Raw genomic sequence first — 18,611 nt, 5'->3', positions numbered from 1 at the left:
CCACTCCCGATCCAAAAATCCCCAATAAACGGACTCTCCAAAATAATCACTAGTCATTATCATAACTTTTATACCATAAGCAGATAGAATGCCAGTCTATCCCGACAAAAGAACACCCCACCTTAATAGGTAGGACAATCTGCACGGTATGCTTCCTTTACCACGCCCCAACGGAATGGCAATGGCGCGTGTGGATCGGATACCAAAGATCCAGCCTCCACATTCTGACGCAGTTCACGCAACGTCATGTAGTATTCTTCGCCCAATGTCATCTGCACCATGCAAAAATCATTAAGACTTTTCAACTCTTGCGGTGGCGGCTGATCATTCGCAAAAACAGCTTTCGCCCAACGGGCTGGCTGCGAACGCGGGTCAAAACGCCCTACCCGATCCAAATGATGACGGATGGAACCAAAGAACAAAACCAAACGCTTATCACGCCCTGGTGTTGAATGGTCATCATACTCACGAGCATTCATGCAGCGACGCCCCTCACCTTGGATTTTTTGCAAATACCACAAAGCATCATAGACATAAACCGCACGATCATTGGCGTACATACACAAGGCTAGTAGCAAACGCTGGGTTTTCTCATCAGACGTTTCCGGGCGTTTTGCCAGCTTGCCAGCAATGACATCGGTGTATTTCACATAATCATAAGCAACCTCTTCTGCCAGACGAAATTGCTCTTCACTGTAACCAGGTTGCTGGCTCGCAGGTCTCATAATATTTTGCGGCTGCTTAAAGCGCCGATAGCCATCACCTAACTGCTTATCTTCCGGCACATAAAACGGGAAGGAAGGAGTGCGGAGCAAATAACGTGCCTGTTTAGGAGTGGTAGATGCCATAACCTCAGCAATACCCGCCTCGGTAACATCAACAATTAAGTAAGAATGAACACCGGGAGCCACGTAAAGATCACCGGGTTTAATATCATGCAAAGCGATGGGATAAGTATCATTACGTAGTGACACGGTACTGGTCATATCAGCGACATAATCCATGAAACGCCGAACCCGTTGATCAGGCGGCAAATTATCCCACGTAGACATATCATTGCTGATGGTGCGCCCTGCTTTGTCACGATTGCCCACTACAAACGGCAAACGGTGCTCGAACGCGAAAATTAGCCGCATCGCGTATACCGCATCCGCGCAATCATTTTCAAACTTGTAGTAAATTGGCTTGGCGGGATCCATGAAAATATCATCTTTCCACTCGGTGCGTACCCATTGGTGATAACGCTCTTCCCACACATCATCCCACACATTTTCACTGGGCCACACTGCCGCAACAGCAAACGAAGGCATGAATGAAATCACTGCCAGCAACCATGCCAGAATAAATACTTTTTTCATGAAATTTACAACTTGATACGGTTCATCAGAAGAACACTAAATAAACAGACGCCCAACAGGCCATCCCCATACAAACGTTAGGATAGGAAAAATGCCCATAAGTTCCTAAAGGTTGCTAGGGTAGTTCAGCTTATCAAGGATTTCAATAAAAACGGCTCGATTACAGGGTAATAGAGCCGTTTCAGATCACTTCAAGTTGCTAATGATTGCTCATCAGCCACTTTCACACCCATCATTACTTCTGGTATTGCTGCATGACAGACTTAGAAGACTGATCCATAGAAACTGCACCTTTGTAGTTACCTTTAGCTTTGACCTTAGGAACAACTGGGCGCTTGCCTTGACCAGCGACACAACCATAAACGTGTTTATGACCAGGGGTAGCACCCGCATGGCTGTGGCACTTAGTTGCGCAAGGTGGCGCATCTTCATGGCAGTGTTCGCCAGCAGCAGGTGCAGCTTTGCCAGCAGCAGGCTTTGCATCAGCAGCAGCAGCAGGAGCAACTTGCTGAGCAGTTTGCTGACTAACGCTACCTAGTTGTTGGCAACCAGTAGCGAACATAGCAGCAACGATCAGGGTTGCCAGTGTCAGTTGAGATTTGATTTTCATCGTCTTAGTCTCTTTCATTGTTTAAGGGAAACACACACGGTGTAGCAAAAACTCAAGGGGGTATTTACCACACACAGGAATGAATTTAGCACGAATTACCACAAAAAACCTTTAGAAACGCAAGATTCCCAAAGGGTTAGATTCGTGCAGGCGAACGTTCAAGCCTGACAGATAGTTGCATTAAATGCAGAAAAGGTTCAAACAAAAAAAAATTTATGTGCAGATAAAGATAACGACAGAAACCCTTTTCAAAAAAAAGCCCCTTGTCGTAACAAGAGGCTCTTCGCAATACAACTACCCAAAAGGCAGAGTATCTACAGCGCCGAATATTAACAGCTTAAGATTAACGCTGTTGATATTGCTGCATTGCGCCTTGAGAAGCTGGATCCATAGCGACTGGACCTTTGTAGTTACCTTTAGCTTTAACTTTAGGAACTACTGGTGCAGGTGCTTGACGTACTGGAGCAACAGGAGCAGGTGCAGCAGGTGCAGGCGCAGCAGCAGCAGGAACTTCAGCAGTTTGCTGAGCAGACTGCTGTTGGCAACCAGTTGCCAGCAAGCCAGCGAACAACAAACCAGCGATAGCCACTTGAGATTTGATTTTCATAATAGTAAAACCCTCTAAATAATTGATTTGTAAATGGAAACCAAGCCACCCCCATAAAGGTGACGGCATTAGCTTTAATCCAGGCCATGAATTTTCTGGATGAAGCGCATCATACAACTAGACAATTCAGTAGGCAAACCCATCTTAGCGTAAATTTCCTTAATGGTCGCCAGAAATATCAAAAAAAGCTAATATAGCTACCCTGGGAACCCCCCCATAGGTGGGAAACCACCACCGCCCATCGGCAACTTACCTTTCATCCCCGTCATGAGTTTGCGCAAGCCACCTTTAGAAAACTGCTTCATCATTTTGCTCATTTGCAAGTGCTGTTTCAGCAGACGATTCACATCCTGAACTTGCAACCCGCAACCAGCAGCAATCCTACGCTTGCGGGATGCTTTGATAAGATCTGGGTTACGGCGCTCTTCCAGCGTCATGGAATTGATGATGGCAATCATGCGACGCACTTCTTTGTCATTGGCTTGATCTTTGACGTTAGCGGGCAGATTTCCCATCCCCGGCAACTTATCCATTAAGCCCGCCATGCCACCCATTTTTTGCATTTGCTGCATTTGGTCACGCAAATCTTCAAAATCAAACGATTTGCCCTTATTCAGCTTTTTAGCTAAGTGCGCCGCCTTTTTATGGTCAACCTGACGCTGGGCTTCTTCAATCAAGCTCAGCACGTCGCCCATGCCCAGAATACGCGATGCCATACGTTCGGGGTGGAAAGGCTCTAACGCATCCAGCTTTTCGCCCATCCCGATAAACTTAATCGGTTTGCCGGTAATGTAACGCACCGACAAAGCCGCACCACCGCGTGCATCCCCATCAGCCTTGGTCAGTACCACCCCTGTCAACGGCAAGGCATCACCAAAGGCTTTGGCGGTGTTGGCAGCATCCTGACCGGTCATGCTATCCACCACAAACAACGTTTCCACCGGATTCACGGCAGAATGGATGGCTTGAATTTCCGCCATCATCTCCGCATCGACGTGCAAGCGCCCGGCGGTATCAATGATCAGCACATCCATGTACTTGAGTTTTGCCTGCGCCACCGCCGCTTTAGCGATGTCCACCGGCTTTTGGGCATTCTCACTGGGGAAGAAGATCCCCCCAGTCTGCCCGGCAATGGTTTCAAGCTGTTTAATCGCGGCAGGGCGGTAAACGTCACAGCTCGCCACCATGACCGACTTGTTCTGACGCTCTTTCAGGAAGCGGGTCAGTTTACCGACCGTGGTGGTTTTACCCGCGCCCTGCAAACCTGCCATGAGAATGACAGCGGGTGGTTGCGCATTCAGCGACAGCGTTTCGTTGGCTTTACCCATGAGACCAACCAATTCATCGTTGACCACTTTGATTAAAGCTTGACCGGGGCTAAGGCTTTCCAATACCTCTTGCCCAATCGCACGCTCGCGCACCCGATTGGTGAACTCACGCACCACTGGCAGCGCCACATCCGCCTCTAACAGTGCCATGCGCACATCACGCAGGGCATCTTTAATGTTTTCATCGGTCAGACGTGCCTGACCGCGTAGTTTTTTTACCGTCTGCGAAAGACGTTCACTTAAATTCTCGAACATGATTTTGACTTCTTGCTAGTCCCATTCAGGCACAAGTTGCTATCATAGCACTAAAGCAAACACGAATGCGTTCCCGAAACGGTTACGTAAACTGGAAAATAAACGTCCCAACCCATGAAATCTGTTTGAGTAATGACAACAACACTTAACGTACTTGCCACACTGGCATGGCTGGCAACTTGGCTACTGATTGGGGTGCGCCTGCGGGATCGCTTACAAACGCGCTCACCTAAGTACCGTAGCGTACTGGTGTTGCTCTGGCTGCTTTCACTGAGCCTGCACGGTTGGAGCATATTGCATCATGTTTGGCAGGCAGATGGTCTGTCCATCAGCTTTGCTACGGCCAGTTCCATCGTTATGTGGCTATGCAACCTCTTGCTGTTTATTACCATGTTGAAACGCCCACTGGAAACGCTGGGGATTTTCGTCGTACCCTTTACGGCAAGCGCGATGCTGTTGCCATTGCTGAATTCCGGTCAAACTGCCGCCATTAACTTAAACAATGGCTTGGGCGTGCATATTTTCATCTCTCTATTGGCTTACAGCATGTTAACCCTCGCTGCATTGCAGGCATTATTACTGGCACTGCAAAATAAACATCTGCATAATCACCAGCCGGGCGGGTTAATTCGCACCTTACCACCGCTGCTGGATATGGAATCCCTGCTGTTCAAATTGATCCTGCTGGGTATTATCCTGTTATCTTTTGGCTTGTTTAGCGGTGTCTTATACGTCGATAACCTGTTTGCCCAACACTTGGTGCATAAAACCATTCTGTCAATCCTGGCATGGGTTGTATTTACCGGATTACTGGTGGGTCACTGGCGTTATGGCTGGCGCGGGCGCATCGCCATCCGCTGGACACTCAGTGGCTTTTTCATCCTTATGCTGGCTTTTTTTGGCAGCAAATTCGTATTAGAGTTTTTGGTAAAATAATTGTGGACATTAATGAAATCCCCCTAGGCATACTGTTTTCTGCCTTGTTTATCCTGTTTCTGCTCTCAGCGTTTTTCTCTGGCTCTGAAACCGCGTTGATGTCGCTCAACCGCTACAAACTCAAACACCTTGCTGAAAAAGGTCACTCAGGTGCAAGACTCGCGCAAAAATTACTGAAACGAACTGACCGCCTGATTAGCCTGATATTATTAGGCAATAACTTTGTTAACATTCTGATTACACAATTAGCCACTTTGCTAGGTTTGCGCTTGTTTGGCGATGCAGGCTTGGCAATTGCAACCGGTATTTTAACATTCTTACTCCTGATTTTCGGCGAAATCACCCCCAAAACACTCGGTGCCATGCACCCCGAACCCATTGCGTTTGCGGCTTCGCGGGTTTACGCCGTTTTAATGAAGGTCATGTTACCCTTCGTCTGGCTGCTGAATTTATTTACCAATGGCATTCTGCGCTTATTTGGGGCACACAGCGATGAAGCCAGTCGCGTGGCCCTCAGCCATGAGGAATTGCGCACAGTTGTCAGCTCTGCTGGCGCTCATATTCCCCAAACGCACCTCGATATGCTATTGCGCGTTATGGACATGGAAAGCGCCACCGTGGAAGACATTATGATTCCGCGTAGCCAACTGGTCGGGTTAGATCTGAATGACGACTGGAATGAACTCGAAAAACAAATTACCAATAGCAATTTCACCCGCCTGCTGGTCTACCGCGAAAGCCTCGACAATGTGATTGGTTTCGTGCACCTGCGCAAACTCTTGCCACTGTTCCGTGACGGGCATTTAGACAAAGAACGCTTTGAAGCCAGCATTCGCCCCGCGTACTTCATCCCGGAAAGCACCCCATTAACTCAACAATTGCTGAACTTCAAAACGGAAAGCCGCCGTATTGCCTTGGTTGTGGATGAATACGGTGAAATTCTCGGTCTGGTCGCGCTCGAAGACATTCTGGAAGAAATTGTCGGTGAATTTTCCAGCGCCCCCAGCAACCAATCACGGGAAATCCGCCGTATGGACGATGGCAGTTATTGGGTGGATGGCAGCATCCCCATCCGTGACATTAACCGCGAAGTGGGCAGCAACTTCGCCTCGGAAGAAGCCAATACCATCAATGGCTTGATTCTAGAGCACCTGGAATCCATTCCCGTCCCCGGTATGACCATGCTGATTGATGATTATCCGCTGGAAATTCGTAAAACCCGCAACAATGCGGTTAAAACCCTGATCATCCACCCCAAAATTCAGCGCAACGAAACTGATAACGATGAGTAAGGCAAAGCTCCAGTACCATTGCACCGCCTGCGGCAGCCTGCATCCCAAATGGAGCGGGCAATGCGGTGAGTGTGGTGCATGGAATACCTTGGAGGAAAGCGTCAGCCTACCGGCAAACAAGCAAGCAGCCAATCAACGGGCGGGAGGCTACGCGGGTGAAACCGCCGTGATTCGTTCCCTCAACGAAGTCAGTTTAAGCGAAGCGCCCCGCATCCTCACCCACCAACCCGAACTCGATCGGGTGCTCGGCGGAGGCTTGGTATCCGGTTCTGTGGTGCTAATCGGTGGCGATCCTGGTATTGGCAAATCCACCATTTTGCTGCAAACGCTTGCCACCTTAACCGAGATGAAAACCCTGTACGTGACCGGGGAAGAATCGCTACAACAAGTAGGCTTACGTGCTAAGCGCCTAGGGCTACCCAGCGACCACTTGCGCTTGCTCACTGAAACCTGTGTGGAAACCATCCTCAGTTTGGTGGTGCAAGAAAAACCGCAATTGATGGTGATTGATTCCATCCAAACCGTGTTTACGGACAGTCTGCAGGCTGCCCCCGGTTCGGTCAGCCAAATCCGTGAATCAGCGGCTAAGCTGGTGCGTTTCGCCAAGCAAACCAACACCGCGATGTTTTTGGTCGGTCATGTCACCAAAGAAGGCACATTGGCAGGGCCGCGTGTCCTCGAACACATGGTTGATACCGTGCTGTATTTTGAAGGCGACCCGGGCGGACGTTACCGCATTATTCGCGCCGTCAAAAACCGTTTCGGGGCAGTCAACGAACTGGGCGTGTTCGCCATGACCGAACAAGGCTTGAAAGGCGTCAGCAACCCGTCTGCCATTTTTCTGTCACGCCACGAAGAACCCGTTTCCGGCAGTGTCATCATGGTCACACGCGAAGGTACACGCCCGCTCATGGTGGAAGTGCAAGCGCTGGTCGATCAAAGCCACGGTGCCGTTCCGCGCCGCGTGACCTTGGGATTGGAACAAAATCGCCTTGCCATGCTCTTAGCAGTGCTGCATCGGCACGCCGGAATCTCAATGTTTGACCAAGACGTATTCATAAATGTTGTCGGTGGTGTTAAGATTTCAGAAACCGCTGCTGATTTATCATTGTTGTTGGCGGCTCTCTCAAGTTTTCGCAACCGTCCTCTGCCTGCTGATCTGGTGGTTTTCGGAGAAGTTGGGCTGGCAGGCGAGATTCGCCCGGTTCCAAACGGTGAGGAGCGTTTGCGTGAGGCAGCCAAACACGGTTTTAAACAGGCTATCGTAGCGAAAGGAAACAAACCACGTCACCCGATTGAGGGCATGAAAGTGGTCGCCATTGCCAGATTGGAGAAAGCGATAGAAATTGTGATGTAAATTCGCAACAATAACGTGCATAATTTGTTGACTCTCAACAACAGATATAATAATTTTATTATTCCGTTCGGGTCATACAGACGTTACAAACACAGGTACGGGCAAGCGCTAGAAATATTTTGTTGTTAACGTTACCTCTCCAGCTTGATAGTATTTATTAATTACTCTCACCCACATTCACAGACGGGGAGTATCCATCTTGTCTTTTTCAGAATTAGGCTTACATCCAGAGTTTGCGGCTAAAATTGAAGCTGCCGGTTATGAGAATCCAACTGATCTACAAAAACAGTTGATTCCCCTCATTGCACACAATAAAAGTGTCATTGTATGGACGCAATCGGCTTCCGGTAAAACCGGCGCATTCCTGATCCCTGCCATCAACTATGTGTTAACCAACCCGATTGAAGACCAGCGCCACGCCCGCGTCTTGATCCTGACCTCGCGGCGCGATCGGGTAAACCAGATCAATTACACGATCAAACGCCTGATGGGCGATGAGCAACAAATTCGCTCTGGCTTCATTGTGAGCGGTCGCCCTTATCAGCCGCAGATGCGCTTATTGCGCCGCCCGCTGGATCTGATGATTGCCACACCAGGGCGTTTAAATGACCTGGTTGACAATAACAAAGCGGATTTTTCCAAGCTGGAAATGTTGGTGATTGATGACCTTAGTGCGATTTACCACAAAGGTCTGCACGGTTTAGTTAACAAAATCCTCTCGGAACGAACCACTGCCTGTCCTGTCATTGCGTTTGTGCGCCCGGAAAATGACATTACCGGCTATGCCCGTGCCGTGTTAGCCGGTGCCGAAGAACTCGAAGTCGATGACGACCGCAACCCGCTGTTGCTGATTCCACAAGTAGTGCATCTCGCAGACGATTACACTCACAAAATTGCCCTGATGGATCATTTGCTGGATGAGTTTTCCGGTGAACCCACCTGTATTTTCACAATTACCACCAAAGTTGCCAAGGCACTGGCTGAAAGCCTTGCCAACCATGGGCATACCGCCGAGGTGGCTTCCGACCTGCCCGAATCCGAACGCAACGGTACTTCTGCCCCCATCCTGATCTATGCCGATCAAGACGGCTTGCAGCCCAACCTACAAGGCGATGAACACATCATCAACTTCGAGCTACCGCAGAAGGTGGAAGATTACGAAGCGCGTCTGCAAGGGCTTAGCCCAGAGCGTGAAGAAGCCGTGATTGCCGTGGTATTACCGCGTGAACGCGACAATCTGAAACAAATTGAAACCTTCCTTGGCGACTCGATAGAACAATGCACCTTGCCTGGGCTTGCCCCGCTGGAACATACTTCTGGCTTCACCCCCTCAGTCCGTTCCCCCAGAACCAACCGCAGCAATAGCAGTGGCGGACAACGCCAACAGGGTCAACATCATGGCAAAGGCGGCAGCAATCAGGGTGAGCGCGGACGTTCACAACAAAACCGTTCTGGCTCCCAACAAAATCGCCCCCCGCATCAAGGGCAAAATGGTGGACGCAGCAACCCCAATCAGCAACAAAATGCCGCGCGGCGGGACAATCGCCCTGCCACAGGTCAAGAACAATCCCCTGCCAACACGGCTGATCGCCAGCAACGCAAAGGTGCTTATGGTCGCCTGAATGGTGGCGCACAACGCAAGCGCGACGGCGGCCCGTACACAGGGAGCAGCAATCCCGCATCACGCCGTGAACAGGGTGGCTCTTATGAAATTGGCAGTTGGGAAAAACCCAATTACACGCCACAAGACGACAAACCGAAAACCGATAAGCAGGTCGTTATCCGTTACAAGGAAAAACGCCGTATTTTGACAAAGTAAAGTAGAATCCTCATGCTGCAAGACACGGAAGAACTGCATCGCAAACTGGCGGAACTTACCCAAGAACACCGGGAGTTGGATGAGATGATTGTGGCATTGCTGCAAGAACCAACGACGGATCAGCTTAAAGTTTCCCGCCTGAAAAAGCGCAAACTGTTGTTAAAAGATATGATTTCGCGCCTCAACAGCCAGTTGATTCCCGATTTAAACGCTTGACCACACACTGCGGATGGCGGCGGTGCCCTGCCCGCCGTGTTGCCGGGCGTTTACCACATGATCGGGAGTCATGCCGCCTAGGGCGTAGACCGGAAAATTGACGTTTTCCACCAAAGCAGCGAATGACTCCCAACCCAAATGGGCTGCCCCCGGATGCGACAACGTTGGCAATACCGGCGACAGGAAGGCAAAATCCACCCCAATATCCGCCGCTCGCTGTAATTCTCGCTCATCATGGCAAGAAGCCGACAACCACTGCCCCTCCCTTCGCGGAAATACACCTTTCTCCCCCCACAATTGAGTGCTAGTCAGATGCAAACCATCCGCTTGTGCCAACATCAGCGGTGGCGAATTCAAAATAACCTTGGCACCAAACCCATGTGCCAACGAAATAACCTCCCCCGCCAGCGCCACATAATCATCTGCCGCCAACGATTTAGCCCGGAACACCACCAATCGAATCCCTGCTTGCAGCCGTACCGCCAACTGTTGCAAAAAATCAGCAGGATCTTGCGGTTCAGGGGTAATCAGGCAACGGACGGGTAATCGTGCAGCGGTAATAATCGGGTAATTGGCGGGCGGAAATTCTAGTGCAGGCAACTGTTCAGCACTAAACCACGTAACTGGTTGACCTTCGCGCCCATGTGCAATGCCACTAAAAGCGGTCACTTCCCACACATCCAACAACACCGCCAGTTCAGAATACACGTAGCGAATCTTAATGAGCGGCTGTGCCTGTTGAAGCTGAATGCCTAGCTCTTCATCAAGCTCACGGCTTAAGGCATGTAGCGGAATCTCGCCGGATTCGACTTTACCACCGGGAAATTCCCATTTACCGCCCTGATGTTTGTGAGCAGGGCGTTGCGCTAACAGAATATTACCTGCCGCGTCACGGATAACCGCCGCGACGACGTGCAAATACTTAACTGCGGTATTCGGCATTGATCTTGACGTAATCGTAGGAAAAATCACACGTCCAGGTCGTTGCCGCAGCCTCTCCACGTCCTAAATGGATGCGGATATGAATTTCGTCACGTTTGGTTTCTGCCGCGCCCAATTCCTCGTAGTAAGTGGGTGCTGGTTCACCGTTTTCGATCAGCAAGGTTTCACCCAGCCAAATGCTGATACGGCTGACATCCAAGTCGTCCACTTGGCTACGCCCCACAGCGGCAAGGATACGCCCCCAGTTCGGGTCACTGGCAAACAAGGCGGTTTTAACCAGCGGTGACAGGGCAACAGTATTCCCCACAATGCGTGCTTCGGCACGGGTTGCCGCGCCTTGCACCTCAATGCTGATGAATTTGGTTGCGCCTTCGCCATCGCGCACAATGGCTTGCGCCAGATACAAGCAAACATCCAACAGCGCCTGACGGAACGCGGGCAAACCATCGCCACCCACGTACACTCCCGAACTGCCAGTTGCCATGACAATCAGGGAATCGTTGGTTGACGTATCACCATCCACCGTAATGCAGTTAAAGGTTTCTTCGACTACCTCATTCAGCAGCTCTTGCAGAATGTTTTTCTCGACCAGTGCATCGGTTGCCACATACGCCAACATGGTTGCCATATTGGGGTGAATCATGCCTGCGCCTTTGGCAATCCCCGTAATCGTGATGGTTTCACCGAAGATTTGCACCTGACGGCTGATGGCTTTCGCCACTGTATCAGTCGTCATAATGGTGCGCGAAGCTTCCATCCAGCACGCCGCATCCAGCTTGGCAAAGGCTTCCGGTAGCGCAGCGGTGATTTTATCCACCGGCAATTGTTGACCAATCACACCGGTTGAGAACGGCAACACTTGCTCTGCCCAACACGCACCCTGTTGTGCCACTTGCTCACAGGTGGTTCGCGCCGCTTGCATCCCAGGTTCACCGGTTCCCGCATTGGCGTTACCGGCATTGATCAGCAAGTAACGTGGGTTAGAATGCAGCAAATTGTAACGACACACATGCACCGGTGCAGCACAAAACGCATTGCGCGTGAATACCGCTGCTGTATGGCTCCCCGACTCCAACTCAATCAGCAAGACATCATTACGGTTTTTGTAACGAATGCCCGCATTGACCGATGCCAAGCGCACCCCGGCAATCGGCAATAAGGTATCCGGTGCTTGTAAATTGACTGCCATATGACCGCCTCCCGAATAAACTTAGACTAATTGACCGTGGCAGTTTTTGTACTTTTTACCAGAACCGCACGGGCAAGGATCATTACGCCCCACTTTTACGCCATCACGTTCGTAAGCTTGCTTAGCGGGCTTATCGCCCACCACCGCATCCACCACCTCATCATCATCGTCCAAGGCATTGCCCGCATCAGGATGCGAAAATGCCATCGGTTGTGGTTCATGCTTTTCCAAGGCTGCCATCGCCTGTTGCGGCTCTTGCAATTGGATGCGCATCAGGAAAGCCACCACGTCATGTTTGACGCGATCCAGCAATTGCTCAAACATTTCAAACGCTTCGCGCTTGTACTCCTGTTTGGGATTTTTCTGCGCGTACCCACGCAAACCCACGCTTTGGCGCAAGTAATCCATTGCTGCAAGATGTTCTTTCCATTCACCATCCAGCACATGCAACATGACATCGCGTTCCAGACGGCGCATATTCGGCTCGCCGATCATGGCTTCTTTTTGCTGGAGCACTGCTGCGACTTGTTCCTGAATCCGGTCACGCAGACCTTCTTCGTGCAGGTTTTTCTCAGTCGCTAACCACTGCTTGAGCGGCAAATCGACACCAAAATCGGTGTACAGTTGCTTATGAAGGCCATCCACATCCCATTGTTCATCAATACTACCGGGCGGAATGTGTTTCGCCATCATGGCATCGACCACATCTTCACGGATCGCATCAATGGTTTCTTTAATGTCATCCACTTCCAGCAAATCATTGCGTTGTGAATAAATCACCTTACGCTGATCGTTGGCCACATCGTCGTATTCCAGCAAATGTTTGCGGATGTCGTAGTTGTGCGCTTCGACCTTACGCTGGGCATTTTCAATGGATTTGGAAACCAAACCGGCTTCAATCGCCTGCCCCTTTTCCATCCCCAAGCGTTGCATCATGCTTTTCACGCGCTCAGAGGCAAAAATACGCATGAGGTTATCTTCCAATGACAGGAAGAAACGGGAAGAGCCAGGGTCGCCTTGCCGCCCGGAACGCCCGCGCAACTGGTTATCAATGCGGCGGGATTCGTGGCGCTCGGTACCGAGGATATGCAAACCACCGGATGCGACCACCGCATCATGACGTTTCTGCCACAATTCACGGAGTTTGCGTAGCGCTTCGGGATCAGGGTTTTCACCCAGTTGCCGAACTTCCTCATCCATGCTACCGCCGAGTACGATGTCGGTACCACGACCTGCCATATTGGTGGCAATCGTAACCGCACCGGGACGACCCGCATTCGCAACAATGTGGGCTTCGCGCTCATGCTGCTTGGCGTTCAAGACTTCATGCGGAATACGCAGTGCTTTAAGCTTATTGGAAACCAATTCCGAGGTATCAATGGATGCCGTACCCACCAATACCGGGCGACCTTTCGCCACTTCGGTTTCAATTTCCTTAATGATAGCGTCGTATTTTTCTTCAGCCGTTAAGTAAATCAAATCGTTGGAATCAATCCGCACCATCGGGCGATGCGTGGGAATCACCACCACTTCCAAGTTATAGATTTGTTGTAACTCGAACGCTTCGGTATCGGCTGTACCCGTCATCCCCGAAAGTTTTTCATACAAACGGAAATAGTTCTGGAAGGTAATGGATGCCAGCGTCTGGTTTTCAGCCTGAATTTCGACTTTTTCTTTGGCTTCAATCGCTTGATGCAAACCTTCTGACCAACGTCTGCCTGGCATGGTACGCCCGGTAAACTCATCGACAATGACGATTTTGCCATCACGCACAATGTAGTCCACGTTACGCTGGAACAGCGCATGGGCACGCAATGCCGCATTCAGGTGGTGCAAGACACTGATACTGATCGTATCGTACAGCCCCTGACCTTCAGGTAACACGCCAGCTTGCCACAGCAATTGCTCAGCACGTTCCTGCCCTGCTTCGGTCAGGTACACCTGGCGGGCTTTTTCATCCACCGAATAATCACCTTCCCCTTCTGCCTCCAGTTGCTTGGTCAAATTGGGGATAAGCTGATCAATCGCCATGTAAAGCTGCGAAGCGTCATGGCTGGGACCGGAAATAATCAACGGAGTACGCGCTTCATCAATCAGGATAGAGTCGACCTCATCCACAATCGCGTAATACAAATCGCGTTGCACCCGGTCTTCCTTACGGAACGCCATATTGTCACGCAAATAATCGAAACCAAATTCGTTATTCGTACCGTAAGTAATATCGGCTGCATAGGCTTCGCGACGTTGCTCAGAACTTAAACCATTGATAATCACACCCGTGGTCAAGCCTAAGAAACCGTACACCTGCGCCATCTGTGCTGCGTCACGTTGCGCCAGATAATCGTTAACGGTGATGACGTGCATCCCGTAACCGGGCAAGGCATTCAGGTAAGCCGCCAGTGTTGCCACCAAGGTTTTACCTTCACCGGTTTTCATTTCGGCAATTTTGCCGTCATTCAACACCATGCCACCGATCATTTGCACGTCGTAATGGCGCATACCCAAAACACGTTGCCCCGCTTGGCGCACCACCGCAAAAGCTTCCGGCAATAAGCTTTCCAGCGTTGCCCCCTGTTGCAGGCGCTCACGGAATTCGATGGTTTTTGCCGCTAGTTGGGCATCAGACAGCGCTTTGTACTGTTCTTCCAGCGCATTGATTTTCTTGACGGCTTTGGAATAAGACTTGACCAGACGGTCATTGCGGCTGCCAAAAATCTTTTTGGCTACGGAACCCAGCATACGTTTACTCTCTTGTATCCTTTCCAAACAGAAAATCCGGCGAATGCCATGCAGACATAGCATTACACCGGACGGTTTGTTTCCTATTATATACGGTTTAACCGGCTGTACGGTGAATTATTCTTCGTGTTCAAGGTATTCACGCGGATCAACCTGCTCACCGTGCTTCAAGACTTCGAGGTGCAAGTGCGACCCTGTGGAACGTCCGGTGCTACCCATCCATGCCACATTATCGCCTTTTTTGACCACCTCACCCTCAGCAACTTTAGCAGTACTTAAGTGGGCATAACGGCTAATCAAGCCATCGCCGTGATCAACTTCCACCACATTACCATAGCCATCGTTCCGGTTGCCTGCAAAAGAGACCACACCGCCACCGACCGCATAAATTTCCGTGCCATGCGGCCCTGCATAGTCCACGCCTTTGTGCAGTTTCTGGCGACCATTGAAAGGATCGCGCCGGAAACCAAACTCGGAGGAAATATAACCACTGCGCACTGGTCTGCCACTCGGCAAGATTTCAGATTGCATATTCATACCTTCCAGAATCTGGTCTAAGGTGGCTAACATGCCTTTTTGACGATCAAGGCTGTTTTCAACTGACTCGAAAGATGCCAAAAATTCATTCGACGATAACTTGGCGACGACCACTTCCGCTTCCTCACCCGACAAACCACCACGAGCGGGTTTAGCATCCAAGGAGAATTCTTGCGGATCAAGCTTGGCTTTGTCGGCAACTCGCTTAGCCAAGGCATTCAAACGCGCGATTTCGGCTTCCAGCGTTCCCAAACGGACGGATAGGGTATCAACATCCACCGTATAGTTGGCGTATGCCTTCTTAATTTGGTCAACCGTGGAAATTTGCTGCTCCAAAGCCGTCAGGAGCTTACCCGCATCATTTTCGGACACTTCCGCATTCGGCGGCGTAGCATCCAACGTGTAAAGCCCCAACATTTGGTTCACGGAAAGCCCTACCAACAGCAAGGCGACAATGCCAGCAGGGATAATCAAGTGCTTCCAGGGATGGAGAATAAACGATGAACGGCGCGTGCCGTCATCACTAAGACAGATTACCTGCATAATAGTAAATCTCTTGGATTCCTCACTAACTCAAAAAATGCGACCATAGCGTTTATAATAGAATATTGCGGGTTCAGGAATTCACCAAACATGATGAAAAGAATTGATCAGTTGATTAGCAAAGGGTTTGATGAGAAATTGCATCAACTCGACCGACTCACGGCAGAAATTGCTCATTTCTTCTCCGTTCCTAACGAAAACCGTTTTTGGTCTTTGTTGAAAAACCAACGCATAACACTCCTGACCGATGACCCTCATTTTGCTACGCAAGCCCGCTTTCAGCAGCACTTGTTATGCAAATATTTAAGCAAATGCTTAAACACTAACATTCGCGGCATTGATATTAAGGTGATCGGCTTACATCTTGCAAGTGTTGAGCAAAAAACAGGCAATTTTAGACTTTCAAGCAATGCTGCAAACATCATGCAGAGTATCGCCCAAAGCATTGATAATAAAGAACTAAGGGAGGCAATTGAGCAACTGGCAAAGACTGCCAGCCGCCCTGTCTAACCGAATGCTCAAATACCGGCAAACGCATAACTGTCAGCAAAAATAGCTTGTTCTTTTTGTTTATCTGCCAACGTCACCATTTCCCAAGCATCCTGCTGCTGAAGCAACTCACGTACCAGTAAGTTATTGATAGCATGACCCGATTTATACCCCTGATAAGCACCGATAATGCCATGCCCCAAGGTATATAAGTCGCCAATCGCATCCAGAATTTTATGGCGAATAAATTCATCGCCATAACGCAAACCATCCTGATTCAACACCCGGAATTCATCCAAGACAATCGCGTTTTCCAGACTACCGCCTAAACCCAAATTACGGGAACGCAGCATCTCCACATCGCGCATGAAACCAAAAGTCCGCGCCCGCGCAATTTCGCTGGCATACGCTTGGCGGGAAAAGTCGATCTCCAAGGATTGCGCCGTGGCGCTAACAGCAGGGTGATCAAACTCAATCTCAAAACTGGCTTTAAAACCGGCATAGGGCAGTAATTTCGCCCAACCGTTACCCCGACTGGCTTCAATCGGCTTTTTAATGCGGATAAAGCGCTTGGGTGCTTTGAGTTCCTCAATACCGGTAGACAGCAGTAAATAAAGGAACGGTGCGGCACTGCCATCCATAATAGGAATTTCCGCAGCATCCAAATCCACGTAAAGATTATCTATGCCCAACCCCGCTAACGCTGACAGTAAGTGCTCAATCGTTGCCACTTTAGCGTCTTGATGGATGAGTGCCGTGCATAGCATTGTTTCACCGACCAATTCGGGGTGAAGCTCAATCAATGCAGGTGGGGTCATATCAACCCGGCGAAACACGATGCCGGTGTTAGAAGGTGCAGGGCGTAAAGTCATCGAAACTTTCGTACCTGAGTGCAAACCGATACCGACAGTCGATACGGTTGTTTTTAGTGTCCGTTGCCTTAACAAAGTAGACTCCCTTTCGTTGCTGGCGCGTTATTTTTTAGAATACGTGAATTCTAGTCGATTTGACTTGTTAGAGTCTGAACAAGTTTCTTCAAACTCTCATGAATCGACGTATGGACTTATTATTTCCATCAATAACGCAGCACTGACCGCTCCGTTGGCGTTGAAGCAGAGCCTCAACGCCTCGACGGGCATGTCGATTAATCAACGAAATTCAGGACTGCACACTTAGTCGGCTTGTTTACGCAGGAAAGCCGGAATATCCAAGCTGCTTTCTGTGCCATTGCGGATATAAGTTGGGGTATCACGGGTAGCGCCGTAAGAGCCTCTCACACCGGGAACATCCTGCGCCAACACCACGGGTGGCAAATCACGGACACGGCTGCGTTGCTCATTGACCACCGCTTGCTGTTGCGCATGACGGTCAAGACCTCTGGCTGGCTGCTGATGACCCACAACCGATAATGCTGGTCGTACTGCCGCTGTCATACCACCTTCTTCCAAACCCGTTGCCACAATAGTGACGCGGATTTTGTCACCGAGTTCTGGATTCAAGGTCGTACCGATGATCACGTTCGCATCATCCGCCGCGAATTGACTCACCACAGCACCCACTTCCTCGAACTCGTGCATGGTCATATCCAGACCACCGCTGATGCTGACCAGAATGCCATGCGAACCGTCCAAGCGAATGTCTTCCAACAAGGGGCTGGAAATGGCCATTTGTGCAGCCTTGGAAGCACGGTCTTCGCCTTGTGCTTCACCTGAACCCATCATGGTGACACCACCGTTCATCATGACCGCACGCACGTCAGCAAAGTCAACGTTGATCAAACCGGGGTTAGTAATCAATTCCGCAATGCCTTGCACCGCTTTCAGCAACACATCATTGGCGGCTTCAAACGCTGATAGCAACGACACATTCTTACCCAATGAAGTCAGCAACTTCTGGTTAGGAATGGTAATCAGGGAATCGACATGCTTGTGCAACTCGGCAATCCCCGCGTCCGCCGATTTCTTACGGCGTGAACCTTCCATCAGGAAAGGTCGTGTCACCACCGCTACGGTCAAGATACCCATATCACGCGCAATTTCAGCAATGACAGGAGCGGCTCCAGTACCTGTGCCACCGCCCATCCCGGCAGTAATAAACAGCATATCGGTACCGCTCACTAATTCCTTAATGCGTTCACGGTCTTCAATTGCGGCTTCACGCCCGATTTCAGGGTTAGCACCCGCACCCAAACCTTTAGTCAGGGAAGTCCCCAGTTGCAGTACGCTTTTCACTCCGATGCCAGCCAAGGCTTGGGAATCGGTATTCGCACAAATGTATTCAACGCCTTCAATGCCAGATGCCAACATGTGCTTGACTGCATTGCCGCCGCCACCGCCGACACCGATGACTTTGATTGCAGCGCCTTTGGCTGCACTGTCCATTAATTCAAACATG

At 50.2% G+C, this 18,611-nt stretch carries 16 protein-coding genes; 6 read left to right on the top strand and 10 right to left on the bottom strand.

The annotated features are described in order from the left end of the window. Nucleotides 1-122: 122 nt before the first annotated feature. From L2Y54_RS09185 to ffh, 4 genes are all read right to left on the bottom strand, one after another. Nucleotides 123-1,358, bottom strand: coding sequence for a hypothetical protein (locus tag L2Y54_RS09185; protein WP_236501549.1), 1,236 nt, complete (start codon nt 1,356-1,358; stop codon nt 123-125). A 235-nt stretch (nt 1,359-1,593) separates the two neighbouring features. Continuing rightward, nucleotides 1,594-1,968, bottom strand: a complete 375-nt coding sequence (locus tag L2Y54_RS09180) for a hypothetical protein (protein ID WP_236501548.1) — start codon at nt 1,966-1,968, stop codon at nt 1,594-1,596. A gap of 343 nt (nt 1,969-2,311) precedes the next feature. Then, nucleotides 2,312-2,575: a hypothetical protein gene (locus L2Y54_RS09175; RefSeq protein WP_236501547.1), complete on the bottom strand. Its 264-nt coding sequence runs from the start codon at nt 2,573-2,575 to the stop codon at nt 2,312-2,314. Nucleotides 2,576-2,772: 197 nt separating this feature from the next. Further along, on the bottom strand, nt 2,773-4,158 hold the full coding sequence (gene ffh / locus L2Y54_RS09170; protein WP_236501546.1) for a signal recognition particle protein: 1,386 nt from the start codon (nt 4,156-4,158) through the stop codon (nt 2,773-2,775). Between the two features lie 132 nt (nt 4,159-4,290). Between ffh and L2Y54_RS09165 the strand changes: the two genes are divergently transcribed. The 5 genes from L2Y54_RS09165 to L2Y54_RS09145 all read left to right on the top strand — a co-directional run bounded on the left by L2Y54_RS09165 (nt 4,291) and on the right by L2Y54_RS09145 (nt 9,778). Continuing rightward, complete coding sequence (locus L2Y54_RS09165; RefSeq protein ID WP_236501545.1) at nt 4,291-5,094, top strand: cytochrome C assembly family protein; 804 nt, start codon at nt 4,291-4,293, stop codon at nt 5,092-5,094. A gap of 2 nt (nt 5,095-5,096) precedes the next feature. Continuing rightward, nucleotides 5,097-6,386: an HlyC/CorC family transporter gene (locus L2Y54_RS09160; protein ID WP_236501543.1), complete on the top strand. Its 1,290-nt coding sequence runs from the start codon at nt 5,097-5,099 to the stop codon at nt 6,384-6,386. Then, entirely contained in the window at nt 6,379-7,743 is a 1,365-nt protein-coding gene (radA, locus tag L2Y54_RS09155; protein WP_236501542.1) for a DNA repair protein RadA, read from the top strand. The genes L2Y54_RS09160 and radA overlap by 8 nt, the downstream gene beginning before the upstream one ends. A gap of 199 nt (nt 7,744-7,942) precedes the next feature. Next, nucleotides 7,943-9,562: a DEAD/DEAH box helicase gene (locus tag L2Y54_RS09150; protein ID WP_236501541.1), complete on the top strand. Its 1,620-nt coding sequence runs from the start codon at nt 7,943-7,945 to the stop codon at nt 9,560-9,562. A gap of 12 nt (nt 9,563-9,574) precedes the next feature. Continuing rightward, nucleotides 9,575-9,778, top strand: coding sequence for a YdcH family protein (locus L2Y54_RS09145; protein ID WP_236501540.1), 204 nt, complete (start codon nt 9,575-9,577; stop codon nt 9,776-9,778). Here L2Y54_RS09145 and L2Y54_RS09140 read toward each other — a convergent pair. The 4 genes from L2Y54_RS09140 to L2Y54_RS09125 all read right to left on the bottom strand — a co-directional run bounded on the left by L2Y54_RS09140 (nt 9,767) and on the right by L2Y54_RS09125 (nt 15,728). Beyond that, nucleotides 9,767-10,720 (bottom strand): Nudix family hydrolase, encoded by a 954-nt coding sequence (locus L2Y54_RS09140; RefSeq protein WP_236501539.1) that lies wholly within the window; start codon nt 10,718-10,720, stop codon nt 9,767-9,769. The two genes, L2Y54_RS09145 and L2Y54_RS09140, sit on opposite strands and share 12 nt — an antisense overlap. Then, complete coding sequence (argJ, locus tag L2Y54_RS09135) at nt 10,701-11,909, bottom strand: bifunctional glutamate N-acetyltransferase/amino-acid acetyltransferase ArgJ (RefSeq protein ID WP_236501538.1); 1,209 nt, start codon at nt 11,907-11,909, stop codon at nt 10,701-10,703. Before argJ ends, L2Y54_RS09140 begins: the two co-directional genes overlap by 20 nt. A gap of 21 nt (nt 11,910-11,930) precedes the next feature. Further along, nucleotides 11,931-14,648: a preprotein translocase subunit SecA gene (gene secA, locus L2Y54_RS09130; RefSeq protein ID WP_236501537.1), complete on the bottom strand. Its 2,718-nt coding sequence runs from the start codon at nt 14,646-14,648 to the stop codon at nt 11,931-11,933. Between the two features lie 117 nt (nt 14,649-14,765). After that, a complete protein-coding gene (locus tag L2Y54_RS09125) occupies nt 14,766-15,728 on the bottom strand; it encodes a M23 family metallopeptidase (protein WP_236501536.1) in 963 nt (320 codons plus the stop codon). Between the two features lie 90 nt (nt 15,729-15,818). Here L2Y54_RS09125 and L2Y54_RS09120 point away from each other — a divergent pair, with 90 nt between their 5' ends. After that, nucleotides 15,819-16,238 (top strand): hypothetical protein, encoded by a 420-nt coding sequence (locus tag L2Y54_RS09120; RefSeq protein ID WP_236501534.1) that lies wholly within the window; start codon nt 15,819-15,821, stop codon nt 16,236-16,238. A gap of 8 nt (nt 16,239-16,246) precedes the next feature. Here the strand turns inward: L2Y54_RS09120 and lpxC are convergent, their stop codons facing one another. Both lpxC and ftsZ read right to left on the bottom strand, forming a co-directional pair. Next, a complete protein-coding gene (gene lpxC, locus L2Y54_RS09115) occupies nt 16,247-17,164 on the bottom strand; it encodes a UDP-3-O-acyl-N-acetylglucosamine deacetylase (protein ID WP_236501532.1) in 918 nt (305 codons plus the stop codon). A gap of 225 nt (nt 17,165-17,389) precedes the next feature. Next, nucleotides 17,390-18,610 carry a cell division protein FtsZ gene (ftsZ, locus tag L2Y54_RS09110; RefSeq protein WP_236501530.1) on the bottom strand — a complete coding sequence of 407 codons (1,221 nt, stop codon included), beginning with the start codon at nt 18,608-18,610 and terminating at the stop codon, nt 17,390-17,392. Nucleotide 18,611 lies beyond the last annotated feature (1 nt).

This window comes from Thiothrix winogradskyi (assembly GCF_021650935.1).
GTDB lineage: Bacteria > Pseudomonadota > Gammaproteobacteria > Thiotrichales > Thiotrichaceae > Thiothrix > Thiothrix winogradskyi.
This window is presented reverse-complemented; position numbering and strand designations above follow the sequence as displayed.

What these genes read in the sequence shown, in the direction of transcription:
- secA (WP_236501537.1), bottom strand. Translation starts at nt 14,648, where the DNA reads ATGCTGGGTTCCGTAGCCAAAAAGATTTTTGGCAGCCGCAATGACCGT.
- ftsZ (WP_236501530.1), bottom strand. Translation starts at nt 18,610, where the DNA reads ATGTTTGAATTAATGGACAGTGCAGCCAAAGGCGCTGCAATCAAAGTC.
- L2Y54_RS09185 (WP_236501549.1), bottom strand. Translation starts at nt 1,358, where the DNA reads ATGAAAAAAGTATTTATTCTGGCATGGTTGCTGGCAGTGATTTCATTC.
- L2Y54_RS09120 (WP_236501534.1), top strand. Translation starts at nt 15,819, where the DNA reads ATGATGAAAAGAATTGATCAGTTGATTAGCAAAGGGTTTGATGAGAAA.
- L2Y54_RS09175 (WP_236501547.1), bottom strand. Translation starts at nt 2,575, where the DNA reads ATGAAAATCAAATCTCAAGTGGCTATCGCTGGTTTGTTGTTCGCTGGC.
- L2Y54_RS09145 (WP_236501540.1), top strand. Translation starts at nt 9,575, where the DNA reads ATGCTGCAAGACACGGAAGAACTGCATCGCAAACTGGCGGAACTTACC.
- argJ (WP_236501538.1), bottom strand. Translation starts at nt 11,909, where the DNA reads ATGGCAGTCAATTTACAAGCACCGGATACCTTATTGCCGATTGCCGGG.
- L2Y54_RS09180 (WP_236501548.1), bottom strand. Translation starts at nt 1,968, where the DNA reads ATGAAAATCAAATCTCAACTGACACTGGCAACCCTGATCGTTGCTGCT.
- L2Y54_RS09125 (WP_236501536.1), bottom strand. Translation starts at nt 15,728, where the DNA reads ATGCAGGTAATCTGTCTTAGTGATGACGGCACGCGCCGTTCATCGTTT.
- L2Y54_RS09165 (WP_236501545.1), top strand. Translation starts at nt 4,291, where the DNA reads ATGACAACAACACTTAACGTACTTGCCACACTGGCATGGCTGGCAACT.
- ffh (WP_236501546.1), bottom strand. Translation starts at nt 4,158, where the DNA reads ATGTTCGAGAATTTAAGTGAACGTCTTTCGCAGACGGTAAAAAAACTA.
- radA (WP_236501542.1), top strand. Translation starts at nt 6,379, where the DNA reads ATGAGTAAGGCAAAGCTCCAGTACCATTGCACCGCCTGCGGCAGCCTG.
- L2Y54_RS09140 (WP_236501539.1), bottom strand. Translation starts at nt 10,720, where the DNA reads ATGCCGAATACCGCAGTTAAGTATTTGCACGTCGTCGCGGCGGTTATC.